At 63.8% G+C, this 15,732-nt stretch carries 17 protein-coding genes; 9 read left to right on the top strand and 8 right to left on the bottom strand.

What is annotated here, in order from left to right:
• The first annotated feature begins 73 nt into the window (after positions 1-73).
• The 4 genes from BMY84_RS23165 (at position 74) to BMY84_RS23150 (ending at position 3,288) form a co-directional block, all read left to right on the top strand.
• Positions 74-910: a p-hydroxycinnamoyl CoA hydratase/lyase gene (locus BMY84_RS23165; protein WP_093086946.1), complete on the top strand. Its 837-nt coding sequence runs from the start codon at positions 74-76 to the stop codon at positions 908-910.
• A 75-nt stretch (positions 911-985) separates the two neighbouring features.
• Positions 986-2,125, top strand: coding sequence for a cobalamin-independent methionine synthase II family protein (locus tag BMY84_RS23160; protein ID WP_093086944.1), 1,140 nt, complete (start codon positions 986-988; stop codon positions 2,123-2,125).
• Positions 2,122-2,511 carry a nuclear transport factor 2 family protein gene (locus tag BMY84_RS23155; protein ID WP_256215386.1) on the top strand — a complete coding sequence of 130 codons (390 nt, stop codon included), beginning with the start codon at positions 2,122-2,124 and terminating at the stop codon, positions 2,509-2,511. Before BMY84_RS23160 ends, BMY84_RS23155 begins: the two co-directional genes overlap by 4 nt.
• A gap of 15 nt (positions 2,512-2,526) precedes the next feature.
• Positions 2,527-3,288: an IclR family transcriptional regulator gene (locus BMY84_RS23150; protein WP_093086941.1), complete on the top strand. Its 762-nt coding sequence runs from the start codon at positions 2,527-2,529 to the stop codon at positions 3,286-3,288.
• Positions 3,289-3,959: 671 nt separating this feature from the next.
• Here BMY84_RS23150 and BMY84_RS23145 read toward each other — a convergent pair.
• The 4 genes from BMY84_RS23145 to BMY84_RS23130 form a co-directional block, all read right to left on the bottom strand.
• Positions 3,960-4,439 (bottom strand): RES family NAD+ phosphorylase, encoded by a 480-nt coding sequence (locus BMY84_RS23145; RefSeq protein ID WP_177204146.1) that lies wholly within the window; start codon positions 4,437-4,439, stop codon positions 3,960-3,962.
• Positions 4,436-4,870, bottom strand: coding sequence for an antitoxin Xre/MbcA/ParS toxin-binding domain-containing protein (locus tag BMY84_RS23140; RefSeq protein ID WP_093086940.1), 435 nt, complete (start codon positions 4,868-4,870; stop codon positions 4,436-4,438). The genes BMY84_RS23145 and BMY84_RS23140 overlap by 4 nt, the downstream gene beginning before the upstream one ends.
• Before the next feature lie 345 nt (positions 4,871-5,215).
• Positions 5,216-6,616 carry a syringate O-demethylase gene (locus BMY84_RS23135; RefSeq protein ID WP_093086938.1) on the bottom strand — a complete coding sequence of 467 codons (1,401 nt, stop codon included), beginning with the start codon at positions 6,614-6,616 and terminating at the stop codon, positions 5,216-5,218.
• Positions 6,617-7,378 carry an alpha/beta fold hydrolase gene (locus BMY84_RS23130; RefSeq protein ID WP_093086937.1) on the bottom strand — a complete coding sequence of 254 codons (762 nt, stop codon included), beginning with the start codon at positions 7,376-7,378 and terminating at the stop codon, positions 6,617-6,619.
• 119 nt (positions 7,379-7,497) lie between these two features.
• Between BMY84_RS23130 and BMY84_RS23125 the strand changes: the two genes are divergently transcribed.
• Genes BMY84_RS23125 through BMY84_RS23110 form a run of 4 tightly spaced genes read left to right on the top strand, consistent with a single transcriptional unit; the run spans position 7,498 to position 10,464 of the window.
• Positions 7,498-8,367: a methylenetetrahydrofolate reductase gene (locus tag BMY84_RS23125; protein WP_093086935.1), complete on the top strand. Its 870-nt coding sequence runs from the start codon at positions 7,498-7,500 to the stop codon at positions 8,365-8,367.
• Positions 8,368-8,395: 28 nt separating this feature from the next.
• Positions 8,396-9,250 (top strand): formyltetrahydrofolate deformylase, encoded by an 855-nt coding sequence (purU, locus tag BMY84_RS23120; protein WP_093086933.1) that lies wholly within the window; start codon positions 8,396-8,398, stop codon positions 9,248-9,250.
• Positions 9,219-10,118: a bifunctional 5,10-methylenetetrahydrofolate dehydrogenase/5,10-methenyltetrahydrofolate cyclohydrolase gene (locus tag BMY84_RS23115; RefSeq protein ID WP_177204145.1), complete on the top strand. Its 900-nt coding sequence runs from the start codon at positions 9,219-9,221 to the stop codon at positions 10,116-10,118. The genes purU and BMY84_RS23115 overlap by 32 nt, the downstream gene beginning before the upstream one ends.
• Complete coding sequence (locus BMY84_RS23110) at positions 10,111-10,464, top strand: dihydroneopterin aldolase (protein ID WP_093086930.1); 354 nt, start codon at positions 10,111-10,113, stop codon at positions 10,462-10,464. The genes BMY84_RS23115 and BMY84_RS23110 overlap by 8 nt, the downstream gene beginning before the upstream one ends.
• Before the next feature lie 43 nt (positions 10,465-10,507).
• Here the strand turns inward: BMY84_RS23110 and BMY84_RS23105 are convergent, their stop codons facing one another.
• Positions 10,508-11,839: an MFS transporter gene (locus BMY84_RS23105; protein WP_093086929.1), complete on the bottom strand. Its 1,332-nt coding sequence runs from the start codon at positions 11,837-11,839 to the stop codon at positions 10,508-10,510.
• Positions 11,840-12,006: 167 nt separating this feature from the next.
• Between BMY84_RS23105 and BMY84_RS23100 the strand changes: the two genes are divergently transcribed.
• Positions 12,007-13,218, top strand: coding sequence for a multidrug effflux MFS transporter (locus BMY84_RS23100; protein ID WP_093086927.1), 1,212 nt, complete (start codon positions 12,007-12,009; stop codon positions 13,216-13,218).
• On the opposite strand, the gene BMY84_RS23095 is transcribed toward BMY84_RS23100, so the two are convergent.
• From BMY84_RS23095 to BMY84_RS23085, 3 genes are read right to left on the bottom strand one after another with little or no spacing between them, the layout of a single operon-like run.
• Positions 13,215-13,610, bottom strand: coding sequence for a ketosteroid isomerase-related protein (locus BMY84_RS23095; protein WP_093086926.1), 396 nt, complete (start codon positions 13,608-13,610; stop codon positions 13,215-13,217). The two genes, BMY84_RS23100 and BMY84_RS23095, sit on opposite strands and share 4 nt — an antisense overlap.
• Positions 13,607-14,461, bottom strand: coding sequence for an S-formylglutathione hydrolase (gene fghA, locus BMY84_RS23090; protein ID WP_093086924.1), 855 nt, complete (start codon positions 14,459-14,461; stop codon positions 13,607-13,609). The genes BMY84_RS23095 and fghA overlap by 4 nt, the downstream gene beginning before the upstream one ends.
• Positions 14,461-15,573 (bottom strand): S-(hydroxymethyl)glutathione dehydrogenase/class III alcohol dehydrogenase, encoded by a 1,113-nt coding sequence (locus BMY84_RS23085; RefSeq protein ID WP_093086923.1) that lies wholly within the window; start codon positions 15,571-15,573, stop codon positions 14,461-14,463. Before BMY84_RS23085 ends, fghA begins: the two co-directional genes overlap by 1 nt.
• Positions 15,574-15,732 lie beyond the last annotated feature (159 nt).

Genomic DNA, 15,732 nt, shown 5'->3' with positions numbered 1-15,732 from the left:
CAAAATTCCCCTTGCCACCCGCCGGGAATAGATTGTATGCCTAGGATACATATTGCAAACAGGAGTCAGGGTGATGGAAGAGCAGGACGTCGTTTCCGTACATGTCGAAGACCGTATCGCCTGGGTGAATTTCGCCCGCCCCGCCAAGCGCAACGCGATGAGCCCCACGCTCAACCGGCGCATGATGGAGGTTCTGGACGAACTGGAGTTTCGTGACGATGTCGGCGTGCTGGTGCTGGGCGGCGAAGGCGCGGCCTGGTCGGCGGGCATGGACCTGAAGGAATATTTCCGCGAAACCGAAGCCCTGGGCCTGCGCGGCGTGCGCAAGTCGCAGGCGGAAAGCTATGGCTGGTTCCGTCGCCTGCGCTGGTTTCAGAAGCCGACGGTCGCGATGGTCAATGGCTGGTGCTTTGGCGGCGGCTTCGGCCCGCTCTTCGCCTGCGACCTCGCCATTTGCGCGGACGAGGCGCAGTTCGGCCTGTCCGAAATCAACTGGGGCATATTGCCCGGCGGCGGCGTGACCAAGGTGGTGGTCGACCTGCTGCCCATGCGCGACGCCATGTGGCTGACGCTGACCGGCGATCTGATCGATGGCAAGGCGGCGGCGGCGATGCGGCTGGTCAATGAAAGCGTGCCGCTGGACCAGCTCAAGGCGCGGACCACGCAGGTTGCCGAACTGCTGCTGAAGAAGAACCCGGTCGCGCTGAAATTCGCCAAGGATGCCGTCCGCCGCGTGGGCACCATGACCTATGACGAGGCGGAGGATTATCTGGTGCGCATGCAAGAAGCTGCCAATTTCCACGACAAGAGCGAAGGCCGCAAGGAAGGCATCCGCCAGTTCATCGACGAAAAAAGCTATAAGCCCGGCCTTGGCAGCTATGATCTGGAAAAGGGCAAGACTTCGGCATAGATTTTCATATCTATGATATATCCATATCTGTGAAATTGTGGCAGGGTGATCCGCTATCAGGAGAAGGATCACCCCATGCCCATCGCCACCACCCATGTCGGCAGCCTGCCGCGCGGGGACGCTCTGACGCCCCTGCTGCTCGCACGGGACAAGGGCGAAGCCTATGACACCGCCGCCTTCGACGCCGCGGTGCAGAGCGCCGTCACCGATGCGGTGGCGAAACAGCGCGAGGCCGGGGTCGATATCGTCAGCGACGGCGAATTGGGCAAGGTCGGCTATTCCACCTATATGATCGAACGGCTGTCGGGCTTTGGCGGGCATATCGACCGCAAACCCGCCGCCGACCTCGCCCCGCTGCCCGAACTGCGCCAGAAGCTGGCGGCGATCATGGGCAGCCAGGAGTTCACCCGCGCGTCCTGCATCGGGCCGGTGAAGCTGGTGACGCTCGATCCGCTGCATGAGGATATTGCCCGGTTCAAGGCGGCGCTGGCGGCGGGAAATGATGGCGGTCGGGCCTTCATGAATGCCGCGTCGCCGGGCCTGATCACCGCCTTTCAGGTGAACCGCCATTATCCCAGCCATGAAGCCTATCTGGCCGATCTGGTCGATGCGATGCGGGAGGAATATGAGACGATCGTGGCGGCGGGCTTCGACCTGCAACTCGACTGCCCGGACCTCGCCATGTCGCGCCACACCGGCTATCAGGAGGCGAGCGAAGAGGAATTCCTGAAGATCGCGGCCGCCAATGTCGAGGCGCTGAACGCCGCCACCGCCAATATTCCGGCGGACCGGATGCGTATGCATATCTGCTGGGGCAATTATGAAGGGCCGCACGATCATGACATCCCGCTGGAACGGGTGATCGACATCATCCTGCGCGCGCGCCCCGCGACCGTGCTGTTCGAAGGGGCCAATCCCTGCCATGAGCATGAATGGACGGTCTGGCGCGATGCGGCCGATCGCGGCGTGCTGCCCGGCGACAAGATATTGGCGCCCGGCCTGATCGACACCTGCTCCAACTATGTCGAGCATCCCGAACTGATCGCCCAGCGGATCGAACGCTTTGCCGGGATCGTGGGCAAGGACCGGGTGATCGCCAGCACCGATTGCGGATTCGGCACGTTCGCGGGCTATGGCAAGATCGACCCGGCCGTGACATGGAAGAAGCTGCGGTCGCTGCGCGCGGGCGCCGACATCGCGGACGCGCGGCTGTGACCGAGGGCGATCGTCGCGCGATCGAGCAGGATTGCGCTCGGCTGGTGGCGCTCTACGCCAATCTCAACGATGCCGCGCGCTGGGAGGATGTCGCCGCGCTCTATGCCGAAGATGGACGGATGGCACGGCCCACCGCGCCCGACGACTGGATTGTCGGGCGGGACGCGATCCTGACCGCCTTCCTCAGTCGCCGCGCGCGCACCACCCGGCATGTCTGTTCCAATATCGTGATCGATGTGCTGGACGAAAGCCACGCCAGCGGCGAAAGCGCGATGCTGTTGTTCACGGGCGAGGGAGCGCCTAAAGTCGGCAGCTTTCACGACCGTTTCGTGCGGGTACAGGGGGAATGGCGCTTTGCCGAAAGGCGGGGCAGCCTGATATTTTAAAGGGATAAGCCGCACATGAATGGCTCCACGCCGTCCACCGTCAAATCGGCGATGCGTACCATCGACATCATCGAATATGTCGTCGCGCGCCCGACCGGCGTGGTGGCGCAGGAAATTGCGGCGGGGCTGGCGATACCGGTCAGCAGCCTGTCCTATCTGCTGGCGACGCTGGTGGAGCGGGACTATCTGGCGCGGGACGGGCGGCGTTACCTGCCCGGCGGCGCGCTGGAGCGACTGGCCTCCCCGCGCATCGGCCTGTCGCTGGCGGACAAGGTACGGCCGCTGGTGAAGTCGCTGCGGTTGCAACTCAACGAGACGGCCTCCTTCTTCGTGCGCGACGGCTGGCAACTGGAGGCGATCGTCACCGAGACGGCCGAACAGTCGCTGCGCTATTCGATCAGCGTCGGCACGCGCAGCCCGATCCATTGTCTGGCGGCGGGCAAGGCCCTGCTGGCCGCGCTGCCCGACGCCGAACTGGACGGCTATTTTACGCAGGCCGCCCTGCCCGCCTTCACGCCCAGCAGCATCACTGACACGGAGCGGCTGCGCGCCGAACTGACGGAAGTGCGCGCCACCGGCATCGGCCGCACCCGCGAGGAATATACGCCGGGCATTTGCGGGCTGGGCATGGCGGTGATGGCAGGCGGCGTCGCGATCGGCGCCTTCGCCGTGGCGATACCAATGCCGCGTTTCAGCGCGGAACTGGAGGCCCGTGCGATCGCCCGACTGGCACAGGCGGTGGCGCTGTTTACGGCGGCGGAAGGGCCGGTGGATTGAGGGGATGCGTGTGGAGGAATGAGAGGCTGCTGCATTCCGTTTCCCTGACGCTGCATGTGATGCGAGATCAGGAGATGGGTTCCCGCTTTCGCGGGAATGACGGATTTGAATGGGAAGTGGACGGTCGGCTTCTTGAGAGATAAGCGGCAATATTTGCCGGTGTCCGTTAAAAATCTTTCGGCAACAATCGCCCCATTTGATGCCGCTTGTAGCCTCAAACGAGTCGCACCTCGGCAGGGTCAACCCAAGCACATGACCAGCCTCGCCCATCGGCACCCTCAACGTATAACAAAGCGGGTTCCGTCTTAGAAATGTATCCGACTTCAAACACCCGACCGGACATGAACGTGCCGGATTGGCATCCGCGCTCGTCGAAAGTCAGCACAGATCGCAATAGCTCGACGTCAGAGCCAATGACGCCTTTGGCTCCCTCAGCGTCTGCGAAGGTGCCCTCCTGCACCCAACAAGGCCAATCAGGTCGCTGAATCGTTCGCCAATCAATTGGAATATCGTGATCCATTACATCTCCCTCAAATCAGCGCTTACTAGGAGGGGGCGTAAGACCTTTCGCAACGACCGCAATTGCCTGCCATTGACAGCCTCTTCCTGCCGTCAGGCTAAACTTGTTCCAGCTTCCACCGCCCCCCGGTGGAGCCATTGCCCAGTTCCCCTCACCCATAAAGCCGTTCGTCCCACCAGACCGGTTCCGGCAATTCATGGGTTATGCCGGCCGCGTCCGGATGCTGCGGGTTGATCAGGATGTTGCGTTCGACCCGCGCGGGGATGGAGGGGACGAGTAGGATGGCGCTGCGACGTTCGCGATACCATTGCAGGCCAAAGGCCCTGCACAGGCTTTCATCCTTGCCGTCCCAGCCGGAATGAGCGGCGGGCTGGAAGATTTCATAGCTTGTGCCGTTGGGAATGGTGATGCGGATATAATGCTGGTTGGGCGGCAGCACGCTGCCCGCATGGACCAGCTTTTCCAGCATCGCGGTCGAATAATGTTCCGACGTGTAGAGGATCGGACAGGCGGGCGTGTTCCAGCGGCCGGGATAGAGGCGCGCGCCTTCGCTGTCGTAGATCGGGTGAACGCCATCGGGATCGCCGATGCGGTAGGCGGTCAGCACCCGATCCGTGACGCCACCCTTCACACGCCCCCGCCATAGGCCGCGCGGCCGAGCAGGTTGATGACCAGATCGGCGCCGGGACTGGTGGCGAGCGCAACGTCGAGCGGCGCCTTGCCGTCCAGCATGGGGTGTGGACGGCTCAGAAATTCGCGGGCGCGCTCCGGCTCCTGATAGATGTCGAGCGCGAAGCTGAACACCTTGGCGAGGCGTGCGAGCCGGTCGCCCTCCTCGCTGGTCAGGCGTTTTGAGGGGGATTTGCGGCGGCGTTCCAGTGTCGCCTTGGGGATCAGGCGGAATTTGAAGCGCGCGTCACCGGGCGCGACCGTGTCCGCCAGATGATCGAGCGCGGCGACGGGCAGGCCGCTTTCGATCGAGGCCGGAAGCGCAAGGCGCGAGGCGTGAAGGCCGGCCTTTACGCCGAGCAGCGCTTCGATCGAATGGGGTTGGGTGGCCATATGCGCTCCTGCCTCAGTTGGAGTTTATATAAGCCTCATATGAGGTTGGGGCAAGAGGTGGGCAAGTTTTGGTGGATTTAATGTTGCGCTATGCCCACCCCCTGACCCTCTCCCAGAGCGAACAGCATTAAATCTGAACCACCCGCCGTTCGTCCTGAGTAGCCGCTGAGCGAAGTCGAAGCGGCGTATCGAAGGATGGGACATACCAGCCCCTTCGATACGGGCCTTCGACAAGCTCAGTCCCTACTCAGGGCGAACGGATCAGATTTAAAGCGCGTTGCTCTAAAACGAAAACGGGGGAAGCCTTTCGGCATCCCCCGCTCCTCCCGCTCGGGATAGGATCCGTCAAGCGGCCTTGGTGCGCCAGCCGTCGGCGTAGTTGTCGCGCGCGGCTTCCGAATAGGGGACCGAGGAGACGATCGCCTTGATTTCGGTCTGGACATGCGGTTCGACGGTCGGCTTGCTCGTGCCGCCATTGGGTTCGCCCCACAGCAGCGTCACTTCGGTGCCGGGTGCGGCGAACTCGGCGTCGACCATCGCCAGCGCCAGGAAACGACCGGCATTGATGGTGTAACCAATCCAGGTGGAGAGGCCGACGGTCTTGCCGTCCTTCAGCACCGCGTCATAGGGGTGCATGCAATAGACCGCGCTGGGGAATTCGAGGAACTTCGCCTTGTCGCCGGTCTGGAGCATGGAGCTCATGACGCGGACGATATCCTCGTTATCCAGGGCCAGCGTCACCTTCTGGCGGTGCGGCTGATCCTTGATCTTTTCCAGTGCTTCGCGGCCGACGAACTCATGGTCGAACTTGACCATGATGCCATAGCCCAGCTCCCACGGGTTCAGATAATAATCCTCGATCTTGTCGGAGACGAAGCTGCCGCCGAGCGAGCATTTGCCTTCATAGCTGTTTTCGCCGATCCATTCGCGAAAGCCCTTCGAGCCTTCGCCGGTGTAGGTGGCGGGCAGCGGCGAGGGGATCCAGCCGGATTCCAGCGTGTTCGACGAATAGGTGCGGCCGCCGCACAGCGTCAGGCCATAATCCTTGCCCGCTTCGATCAGCGCGTTGCGGACGGTATCATAATCTTCCCACGGACCAAACAGTTCGTAGCCGGGCTGGCCGGCCATGCCGTGGCGCAGCGCGCGCACTTCGACGCCGGCGATCATGATCGGCGCCATGTGGAAGAATTTCAGGTCCGGCGGGGTCTGGCCCATCGCCTTTTCCAGCACCGGCATGGCGTTCGGACCCTGAAGCTGGAAACGATAGTTGCGACGATAGCCCTGCTGGTCGAGCGGGCGGGCGATGGTGCGCTCGTCGCGTTCCACCTTCACGTCCCACTTGCCGGTCGAGGCCCAATATTCGACCCATTCGATCGAAGGCGCGCGGCCGACCAGTTCGAACTTTTCTTCTTCCAGATAGAAGAGGATGACGTCGCCGATCACATAGCCTTCGGGCGTGACGGGCGCGAATTGCTTGGCGCGGTTCGGCACGAAGCCCTTGAAACTGTTGGGGGCGAGATAGGCCAGCATGTCGAACGCGCCGGGGCCGGTGACGAGCAGGTCGACCATGTGGAAGCTCTGGTTGAACAGGACCGAGCTTTCCGCCCAGCTGCGCTGTTCGTCGCGCCAGTTGCTATATTCGCCCGGCACGCCCGGATAAGCGTTGGGGCCGACCTGCTGGTTGCGCAGGAATTCAACGATGTCGCCCTTTTCATCGAGCAGCTGTTGCAGGGTCTTGTCGGTCATTCAAACCTCTCCTTCGACTTGATATTGGACATGTATCGGGGCGGGTTGGCCAAGCCATTCCCGGACGATCTGGTTAAAGGCCTGCGGCGATTCTGAGGGCATCATATGGCCGGCATGCTCGACCACCCGCAGCCGGGCATCGGGGAGCGCGACGGCAATCGCTTCATGCTGGGCGACCGGGGACCATTGGTCCTGGCGACCGACCGCGACGAGGGTCGGGCAGACGATAGTCGGCAACAGCGCATCCACTACCGGGCGGTGGAGCAGCGCCTCGATCTGCGCTTCGAACGTCGAAATGCCGGCCGAAACGGCCATGGCGTACAGTCGGTCCATCAGCGCTTCATCGCGCAGACCGGCAAAACCCATCATCGGCGGCAGCCACTGGCTCACCAGCGCCGCCATGCCCTGCACACGGCCCAGATCGCGCAGCCGGTAACGGCCGTCCTGCTCGCCGGGCTTGACCGGATGGGTGCCGGTATCGACCAGCGCCAGCCGCTCGACCCGCTCCGGCGCCTTGCGGATCACCTCCAGCGCGACGCGCGCGCCCATGGAGTGGCCGAGCAAAGCGCAGCGTTCAGGCATGCGCGCCAGCGCATAATCGGCCATCGCCTCGATCCGGTCGGCGCCGCCATAAAAGCCGTCGATCACCATGCTGCCGGGGATGGCCGCCAGCGTCTCACCGAACATGCGCGAATCGCAGATCAGCCCCGGAAGGATGACCAGCGGCGTCGTTGCGCCCTTCTCCGATGATTTCGCACTCATGAATATTTCATCTATACGAATCTTTGCGGATGGCCTAGAGGGAAAATGCGCCGGGGATACAAAGAGCGCCACGCGATGCGCCAGCCTGCCCCCGGAACCAGTCCTATCGGGAGAGAATCATGAGCCTGCCGTCGATCCATCCGAACTGGGATTTGCCGCCGAAGGGCATGACCGACGGCTATTCTCTGGAGATGACCGCCAAGGATATGGAAGCGCTGGTCGAGGCCGCGCCCGCCATGGCGGCGGAAACCCCGGTCGCCGTCACCTTCCTTCCCGGCGAGTCGCTGGAGGCGCGAATTGCCGCAACGAAGGCGGTGCGCGATCTGGGCTTTGAACCGATGCCGCATTTTTCCGCGCGCAGGCTGGAGTCAGGCGACGATTTCGAGACCTATCTGGCGGCCGTCGTGCGCGAGGCGGGGGTGCGACGCTGCTTCGTCATCGCCGGCGACCCGGCCGAGGCCGCTGGCCCCTATAGCGACAGCATGGCGCTGATCCGCACCGGCGCGTTCGAGCGGGCCGGGATCAAGGCGATCGGCATCGGCGGCCATCCCGAAGGCCATCCCAATATGAGCCGCGAACAGACGTTCGAAGTGCTGATCGACAAATGCGCCGAAATTGCCAGCCGCAACATGGCGCCGCTGATCGTCACCCAGTTCGGCTTCGACGCCGCGCCGATCCTGCAATGGCTGGTCGAACTGCGCGCGCGCGGGATCGATGCGCCGGTGCGGATCGGCGTGCCCGGCCCGGCGGGCATCAAGACGCTGATGCGCTTTGCCGCGCGCTGCGGCGTGGGCGCATCGACGTCGGTGCTCACCAAATATGGCATTTCGATCACCAAGCTGATCGGCACCGCCGGCCCGGACAAGCTGGTCGACGCGCTGGGCAAGGGCCTGGCCGCGCAGCATGGCAAGGTGCGGCTGCATTTCTATCCGTTTGGCGGCCTGACCCGCACGGTCGAATGGATCAACGATTATACGGCCCGCCCCTGAGCGCGCCGATCAGTGGAGAGAGACGAACGTGACCGAAATCTGCACCCTCACCCTGCAATGCGACGACCGGCCGGGGCTGGTCGCCGATGTCGCGACCTTCCTGACGCGGCAGGGCGGCAACATTACCGACGCGCAGCAATATAATGACAAGCTGACCGACCGCTTCTTCATGCGGGTCGAATTCGAGATTGGCGACGGCGATATCGCAGCGCTGGAGAGCGGCTTCACAGCGCTGGCGCAGGAACGCGGCATGGACTGGACGCTGCGCCGCCGCAGCGAGCGGCAGAAGGTGCTGCTGCTGGTCAGCAAGTTCGACCATTGCCTCGGCGACCTTCTATATCGCTGGCGCATCGGCGAACTGGACATGGACGTGGTCGGCATCGTCAGCAACCATCCGCAGCATGTGCTGACGACGTCGCTGATGGGCGACCTGCCCTATCACCATCTGCCGATCACCAAGGACAGCAAGCCGCAGCAGGAAGCGCAGATCAAGGCGATCGTGGACCAGAGCGGCGCCGATCTGATCGTGCTGGCGCGCTATATGCAGATATTGAGCGACGATCTAGCCGGATTCCTGTCGGGCCGGTGCATCAACATCCACCACAGTTTCCTGCCCGGTTTCAAGGGGGCCAAACCCTATCATCAGGCGCATGAGCGCGGCGTGAAGATGATCGGCGCGACGGCCCATTATGTAACCGCCGACCTGGACGAAGGGCCGATCATCCATCAGGATGTCGAGGCGATCAACCATGCCGATACGCCCGACGATCTGGTCCGCAAGGGTCGCGACATCGAACGGCGCGTGCTGGCAACCGCCGTGCAGCATCATCTTCAGGGGCGGGTCTTCCAGAATGGCGCACGCACTGTCGTCTTCAAGGCCTGAGGCCGTGGCGAAAAGGATCGACGGGCGCGCTTTGGCGCGTGCCCTGTCGGCAGAGACGGCAACGCGGGTGGCCGCCTTGCACGCCCGCACCGGCCATGCCCCCGCGCTGGCGGTGATATTGGTCGGCAGCGATCCCGCGAGCATAGTCTATGTCGGGCGCAAGGTGGCGGAATGCGGCAAGGCCGGCATCCGGTCGGTCGAACATCGGCTGCCCGGCGATACGGCGCAGGCAACGCTGATCGACCTGATCGACCGACTGAATGGCGATAGCGACATCGACGGGATATTGATCCAGTTGCCCTTGCCGCCGCAGATCGATGCCGCCCGCGTGCTGGACCGGATCGATCCGGCCAAGGATGTCGATGGCTTCCATCCGGTCAATGTCGGGCGGCTTTCCACCGGGACCGGGGGCCTCGTCCCCTGCACGCCGCTGGGCATCATGAAACTGCTGGACAGCGTCGTGACGGATTATCGCGGGCTGGACGTGGTGGTGATCGGCAAGTCCAATATCGTGGGCAAGCCGGTCGCCATGCTATTGCTGGAGCGGGAAGCGACCGTGACCGTCACCCATATCGAAACGCGCGACCTGCCCGATATCGCACGCAAGGCGGATATTATCGTGGCCGCCGCCGGGGCGCCGCATCTGGTGCGCGGCTATTGGGTGAAGCCGGGCGCGATCGTGATCGATGTCGGCATCACGCGGGTTGCCCAGCCAGACGGATCGACCCGTTTGACGGGCGATTGCGCCACCCATGAACTGGACCATGCACGGGCGGTGACGCCGGTGCCGGGCGGCGTGGGGCCGATGACCATCGCCTGCCTGCTGAGCAATACGATAATGGCCGCAGAGAGGGCCCGTCATGACTGAAATACGATGCACGACGATCGTGCGGGTCCGCGACCTGCCGCTGCTGGCCGATATCGGCATCAATCCCGACGAGATCGGGCGGCGACAGCCGCTGGTGATTTCGGTCGACCTGACGCTGGAGGCGGGCCGGATCGAGGGGATTGGCGAGACGGTGGATTATCGCCGGGTGGCGCAAGCGGCCGAGGAACTGGCGCTGGTGCATATCCCGCTGATCGAAACCTTCGCCCAGCGGCTGGGCGATCGTTGCCTGGCCATGCCGGGGGTAATCCATGCGCGCATCAGCGTCGACAAGCCCTTCGCCATCACGCGCGGACTGGCCGGGGTGGAAGTCTGCATGGGTCGATGAAGACAAAGGGGCGTTCGGCCATGGTCGAACGCCCCTTTTTCTCTCAATCCTCTTCGTCCGCGACCTGCAACCGCGCGGTGATCAGCACCAGTGCAGCCAGGCCTGAACCCAGCGCCAGCAACAGGGAGGTCACGCCCCGGCCCGCGCCGAAGGCCAGCAACTGCCCCGCCATGAACGGCCCCAGGGCCGCGCCGCACCGACCAAAGCCGATCACCGCCCCCGTGCCCGTCGCGCGCAGCGTGGTGGGGTAGATATTGGCGATCAGCGCATAGAGGCCCACGACCGCGCCATTGGACAGGAAACCGAGCAGGAAGGCAGCGGCCTGCAACAGGATGATGTCGGCGGGGACCGCACCGAAGGCGGCGACCGCGATGGTGGCGCCGACAAGCCCGATGATCACCAGCGGACGCAGGCCCAGACGCGGCGAGAGGAGGCCCAGCACCAGCCCGCCGGTCGCGCCGCCCATATTCATCACCACGGATACGATCGTCGCCTGTGACGGATCGAAGCCCAGCGCCACGACCAGCGAGGGCGTCCAGCCCAGCGCATAATAGAAGGTCATCATATGCAGGCCGTACATGGCGATCAGCGCGATCGTCGTGACGCGATAGCGATGGGTGAAGAGCGTCGCCATCGCCGCCTTTGGTGCGTCGATAGTGGCGATGCGCGCGGCATGGGGCTGGCCCAGCCGCCCAAGGATGGCATTGATCCGCGCCAGCGCATCCGGCCCGCCGCGCGTCGCCAGCCAGCCGATCGATTCCGGCAGGAACAGCAGCACCAGCGGTACGATCGCCGCCGTAGCCGCCGCCCCGAACAGGAAGATCGATTCCCAGCCATGATGTTTGAGCAGTTGCGCCGCGGCCCAGCCGCCGACGATGCCCCCCACCGGATAGCCCGCTGCCATGATGCTGACGGCCAGATCGCGGCGGCGCCGGTTGGCGAATTCGGCCGAAAGCGCGTTGATCGACGCCAGCACCGCGCCAAGGCCAAGGCCGGTAAAGGCCCGCAACAGGCAGAGCAGCACGACATTGGGCGCGAAGGCCGAGGCGAACATGCCCACTATCATGATGGCGAGGCACAGCAGCACCTGCGGACGTCGGCCGATCCGGTCGGCCAGTTGGCCCAGGGTCAGCGACCCGACCACCATGCCGGCGAGACCTGCCGATACGACCAGCCCGATCGCCCCCGGCCCGACATCCCATTGCCGCGCGATGCCCGGTGCGGCGAAAGTAACGGCCAATATGTCAAAGCCGTCGAGCGCGCTCAGAAGAAAGCAGATGGCGATCGCAAGACATTGGGGCGGCCCCATTGGTCGGGCGGCCAAGATAGCGCGGGGATCGTCCGCCGGCAAGGCAATGGTCTGGGTCGATGCCATGGCGGCGATCCTCTCCTGTTCGTTCTTGCGCCCGATACTGTATGCTTATGACACAGTTGTAAACCGGCGATGCGCGTCTTTCGATCATGCCATTGCCGTCCGCATCCCGGCTTGTGCGATCGACGGAATAAATATAACGATCGTTATTAATAAAGGGAGAGACAGGGATGGCGGCGACCAAGGATAGGATAGCCGGGGTGCAAGGGGAACCCAGTCTGGCTTTGGGCATCGCCTTTGGCTTCCTGTCGTCGCTGGGGCCACTGGCGATCGATCTCTATCTGCCCGCGATGCCGGGCATGGCGCGCAGCTTCGCGGTGGATACGGGCGGGATACAGCGCACCCTGTCCGCCTTCTTTCTGGGGCTGGCGCTGGCGCAGATCCCGCTTGGGACGCTGGGGGATCATTATGGGCGGCGGCGGCCTTTGCTCGGCGGGCTGACGCTGTTCATCCTCGCCTCGATCGCCTGTTCGGCGGCGACCAGCCTCGATCAACTGATCCTCTGCCGTTTCCTTCAGGGCATGGGCGCCTGCGCGGGCACATCCAGCGTGCGGGCTATGATCCGCGATCGGTTCAACGGTCATCGGGCGGCGAAGCTGATGGCCTTCACCTTCCTGATCATCGGCATTTCGCCGGTACTTGCGCCGCTGGCCGGCAGTTTCCTGCTCCAGATGATGTCATGGCGTGGCTTGTTCACGCTGCTGGCGGGCGGGGGCGGGATCGCGATGCTGGCGGTGTTGCTGTTCCTGCCGGAATCGCTGCCACCGGAGCGGCGCCTGCATCAATTGCCGATGCTGGCCAGCTATCGGCAGTTGCTGACCAGTCCGGCCTTTCTTGGCTGGACCATGGTCGCGGGTCTGGGGACGACCATTCCCTTCGCCTTCGTGACTGCCGCGCCCTTTCTCTACACGCAGGGCTTTGGCCTGACCGCCCATCACTATAGCCTGCTACTGGCGCTCAACGCCGGGACGTCGATCGTCGCCACCCAATTTGCGCCGACGATGATGCGGCGGCTGGGCGCACGGCGGCTGGTGACGGTGGCTGCGCTTATTGCGATCGGGGCGTCGGCGTTGATGGCGCTGACAAGTGTCTCACTCGCTGTCTCGATCGCCGCGTTCCAGCTTTACGCCATGCTGCTCTTCGCGCTGGCTGGGCTGGTGCTGACCCCGGCGGCGATTTCCGCACTGGATGCTGCTGCGGGCGGTGCGGGCGCGGCCGCCGGTTTGCTCGGCACGCTGCAACTGGCGATCACCGCGCTGGCGAGCGGCGCGGTGTCGCTGTTGCCGTCGATGGCGGTGCTGCCGCTGACGCTGTTGCTGGGCGGCAGCTTCACGCTGATGGCACTAGTGATGCTGACGCTGGGCCAGCGTCGGACTGGTTAGCCGACCTGCGCCAGCCAGTCGGCCAGATTATAATGGTTGCTTACCCGCGCGATACGCCCATCGACAATGTCGAAGAAGGCGCCGACGCGCAGTCGATAGGTCTGGCCCGTCGCCGCCGGCAGATCGCTATCGGTTTCCAGATAACGGCCCTCCAGCATGAACTCGGCCGCGCCGCGCGTGCCATCGGCCGACGTCAGGAAGACCGGATCGATCACCTGCTCGCTATAGCAGCGGTTCATATGGGTGAGGAAATCGGCGAAGGCGGCCTTGCCGGTGCGCACCGCGCCTTGCGAGGGTTCATGCACCACGTCGTCGGTCAGCAACGCCAGCATCGCGGCGGCATCGCCGCGATTGAAGGCATCATAATAGCTTTGCAAAAGGGTGCTGCTCATGCCTTGTCCCCTGCCTTCAGGCGATCGGCGTGCCAGCGCAGATGATCGGCCATGAAGGTCGAGATGAAATAATAGCTGTGATCATAGCCTTCCCGCAGCGTGAGCGTCAGCGGGATACCGGCCGCATCGCAGGCGGCGCGCAGCAGGTCGGGACGCAGTTCCTTTTCCAGGAAATTGTCAGCCGCACCCTGATCCACCAGCAGCGCCGATACCCGCACGCCATCTTCGATCAGCGCGACAGCATCATGCTTGCGCCATGCCGCCTTGTCCTCGCCCAGATAACCGCCCAGCGCCTTCTGGCCCCAGGGCACCTGTGACGGGGCCACGATCGGAGCGAAGGCAGACACGGCCTTGAACCGGTCGGAGAAACTGAGGCCGATGGTCAGTGCGCCATGACCGCCCATGGAGTGCCCCATGATCGACTGGCGATCCATATCGGCCATCGGGAATTGCGCGGCGATCAGCGCGGGCAATTCGTCCGTGACGTAGGACCACATGCGATAATTGGCGGCGAAGGGTTCTTGCGTCGCATCGACATAGAAGCCCGCGCCGAGGCCGAAATCATAGGCGCCATCGGGATCGTCCGCCACGCCTTCCCCGCGCGGCGATGTATCGGGCGCGATGAAGATCAGACCCAGTTCTGCGCACAATGCGCGAAACTCGCCCTTTTCGGTGACGTTGGCATGGGTGCAGGTCAGGCCCGACAGATACCAGACAACCGGCAACCTCGCGCCTTCCGCATGCGGCGGAACATAGACGGAGAAGGTCATGTCCGTTCCAGTGGCGGCGGAGGCGTGCCGGTACACGCCCTGCACGCCGCCAAAGGCGCGATTGGTGCTGACCGTTTCCATCAGAAAACGACGACCGAGCGGATGCTTTTGCCCGCATGCATCAGGTCGAAGGCGGTGTTGATCTCCTCCAGACCCATGACGTGGGTGATCATCGGATCAATCTCGATCTTGCCGGTCATGTACATGTCTACGATCTTGGGCACGTCGGTCCGGCCCTTCGCCCCGCCGAACGCGGTGCCGCGCCAGTTGCGGCCGGTGACGAGCTGGAAGGGCCGTGTCTCGATGGTCTTGCCCGCTTCGGCCACGCCGATGATGATCGACGTGCCCCAGCCGCGATGACAGGCTTCCAGCGCGGTGCGCATCACTTCGGTATTGCCGGTCGCGTCGAACGTATAGTCGGCGCCGCCGTCGGTCAGTTCGACGATCTTCGCGACGGTGTCTTCGCGCGACAGGCCCTTCGAATTGAGGAAGTCGGTCATGCCGAACTTGCGGCCCCATTCCTCGCGGTCGGGATTGATGTCGACGCCGATGATCTTGTTCGCGCCGGCCAACCGCGCGCCCTGAATGACGTTGAGGCCGATGCCGCCAAGCCCAAAGATGACGACATTGTCGCCCACCTGCACCTTGGCCGTGTTGATGACCGCACCCACGCCCGTCGTCACGCCGCAGCCGATATAGCAGCTCGACTGGAACGGCGCGTCCTCGCGAATCTTGGCCAGCGCGATTTCGGGCAGGACGGTGAAGTTGGAGAAGGTCGAGCAGCCCATATAATGGTAGATCGGCTGGCCCTTGTAGCTGAAGCGGGTCGTGCCGTCGGGCATGAGCCCCTTGCCCTGCGTCGCGCGGATCGCGGTGCACAGGTTGGTCTTGCCGCTGAGGCAGCTTTTGCACTGGCGGCATTCGGGGGTGTAGAGCGGGATGACATGGTCGCCGGGCTTGACCGAGGTCACGCCGGCGCCGACTTCGCGCACGATGCCCGCGCCTTCATGGCCCAGCACGGACGGGAAGATGCCCTCGCTGTCGAAGCCGTCGAGCGTGTAGGCATCGGTATGGCAGATGCCGGTCGCCATGATTTCCACCAGCACTTCGCCGGCCTTGGGGCCTTCCAGATCCAGCTCGACGATTTCGAGGGGCTTTTTCGCTTCGAAAGCGACGGCGGCGCGGGTTTTCATGGGGCAACTCCGACAAGGATAGGGATGGTGGGATATGGCGGAAAGAGCCGCCCGGTCGCAAGACCGGACGATCCTTCCCCCATCGTGGCCCCGCTCTAGCAATATCCCACTGGCGCGATAAGGAAGCATATGGGAAATTCATTATTACATTGACGGGAT

The sequence above is a fragment of the Sphingobium sp. AP50 genome (assembly GCF_900109095.1).
In the GTDB taxonomy this organism is placed as follows: Bacteria; Pseudomonadota; Alphaproteobacteria; order Sphingomonadales; family Sphingomonadaceae; genus Sphingobium.
Note: the sequence above shows the minus strand (reverse complement) of the source record. Positions and strands in the feature narration are given on the sequence as shown.

What these genes read in the sequence shown, in the direction of transcription:
- BMY84_RS23115 (WP_177204145.1), top strand. Translation starts at nt 9,219, where the DNA reads ATGGCGCACGCACTGTCGTCTTCAAGGCCTGAGGCCGTGGCGAAAAGG.
- BMY84_RS23160 (WP_093086944.1), top strand. Translation starts at nt 986, where the DNA reads ATGCCCATCGCCACCACCCATGTCGGCAGCCTGCCGCGCGGGGACGCT.
- BMY84_RS23095 (WP_093086926.1), bottom strand. Translation starts at nt 13,610, where the DNA reads ATGAGCAGCACCCTTTTGCAAAGCTATTATGATGCCTTCAATCGCGGC.
- BMY84_RS23100 (WP_093086927.1), top strand. Translation starts at nt 12,007, where the DNA reads ATGGCGGCGACCAAGGATAGGATAGCCGGGGTGCAAGGGGAACCCAGT.
- BMY84_RS23105 (WP_093086929.1), bottom strand. Translation starts at nt 11,839, where the DNA reads ATGGCATCGACCCAGACCATTGCCTTGCCGGCGGACGATCCCCGCGCT.
- BMY84_RS23085 (WP_093086923.1), bottom strand. Translation starts at nt 15,573, where the DNA reads ATGAAAACCCGCGCCGCCGTCGCTTTCGAAGCGAAAAAGCCCCTCGAA.
- BMY84_RS23165 (WP_093086946.1), top strand. Translation starts at nt 74, where the DNA reads ATGGAAGAGCAGGACGTCGTTTCCGTACATGTCGAAGACCGTATCGCC.
- BMY84_RS23110 (WP_093086930.1), top strand. Translation starts at nt 10,111, where the DNA reads ATGACTGAAATACGATGCACGACGATCGTGCGGGTCCGCGACCTGCCG.
- BMY84_RS23130 (WP_093086937.1), bottom strand. Translation starts at nt 7,378, where the DNA reads ATGAGTGCGAAATCATCGGAGAAGGGCGCAACGACGCCGCTGGTCATC.
- fghA (WP_093086924.1), bottom strand. Translation starts at nt 14,461, where the DNA reads ATGGAAACGGTCAGCACCAATCGCGCCTTTGGCGGCGTGCAGGGCGTG.
- BMY84_RS23135 (WP_093086938.1), bottom strand. Translation starts at nt 6,616, where the DNA reads ATGACCGACAAGACCCTGCAACAGCTGCTCGATGAAAAGGGCGACATC.
- BMY84_RS23140 (WP_093086940.1), bottom strand. Translation starts at nt 4,870, where the DNA reads ATGGCCACCCAACCCCATTCGATCGAAGCGCTGCTCGGCGTAAAGGCC.
- BMY84_RS23150 (WP_093086941.1), top strand. Translation starts at nt 2,527, where the DNA reads ATGAATGGCTCCACGCCGTCCACCGTCAAATCGGCGATGCGTACCATC.
- BMY84_RS23125 (WP_093086935.1), top strand. Translation starts at nt 7,498, where the DNA reads ATGAGCCTGCCGTCGATCCATCCGAACTGGGATTTGCCGCCGAAGGGC.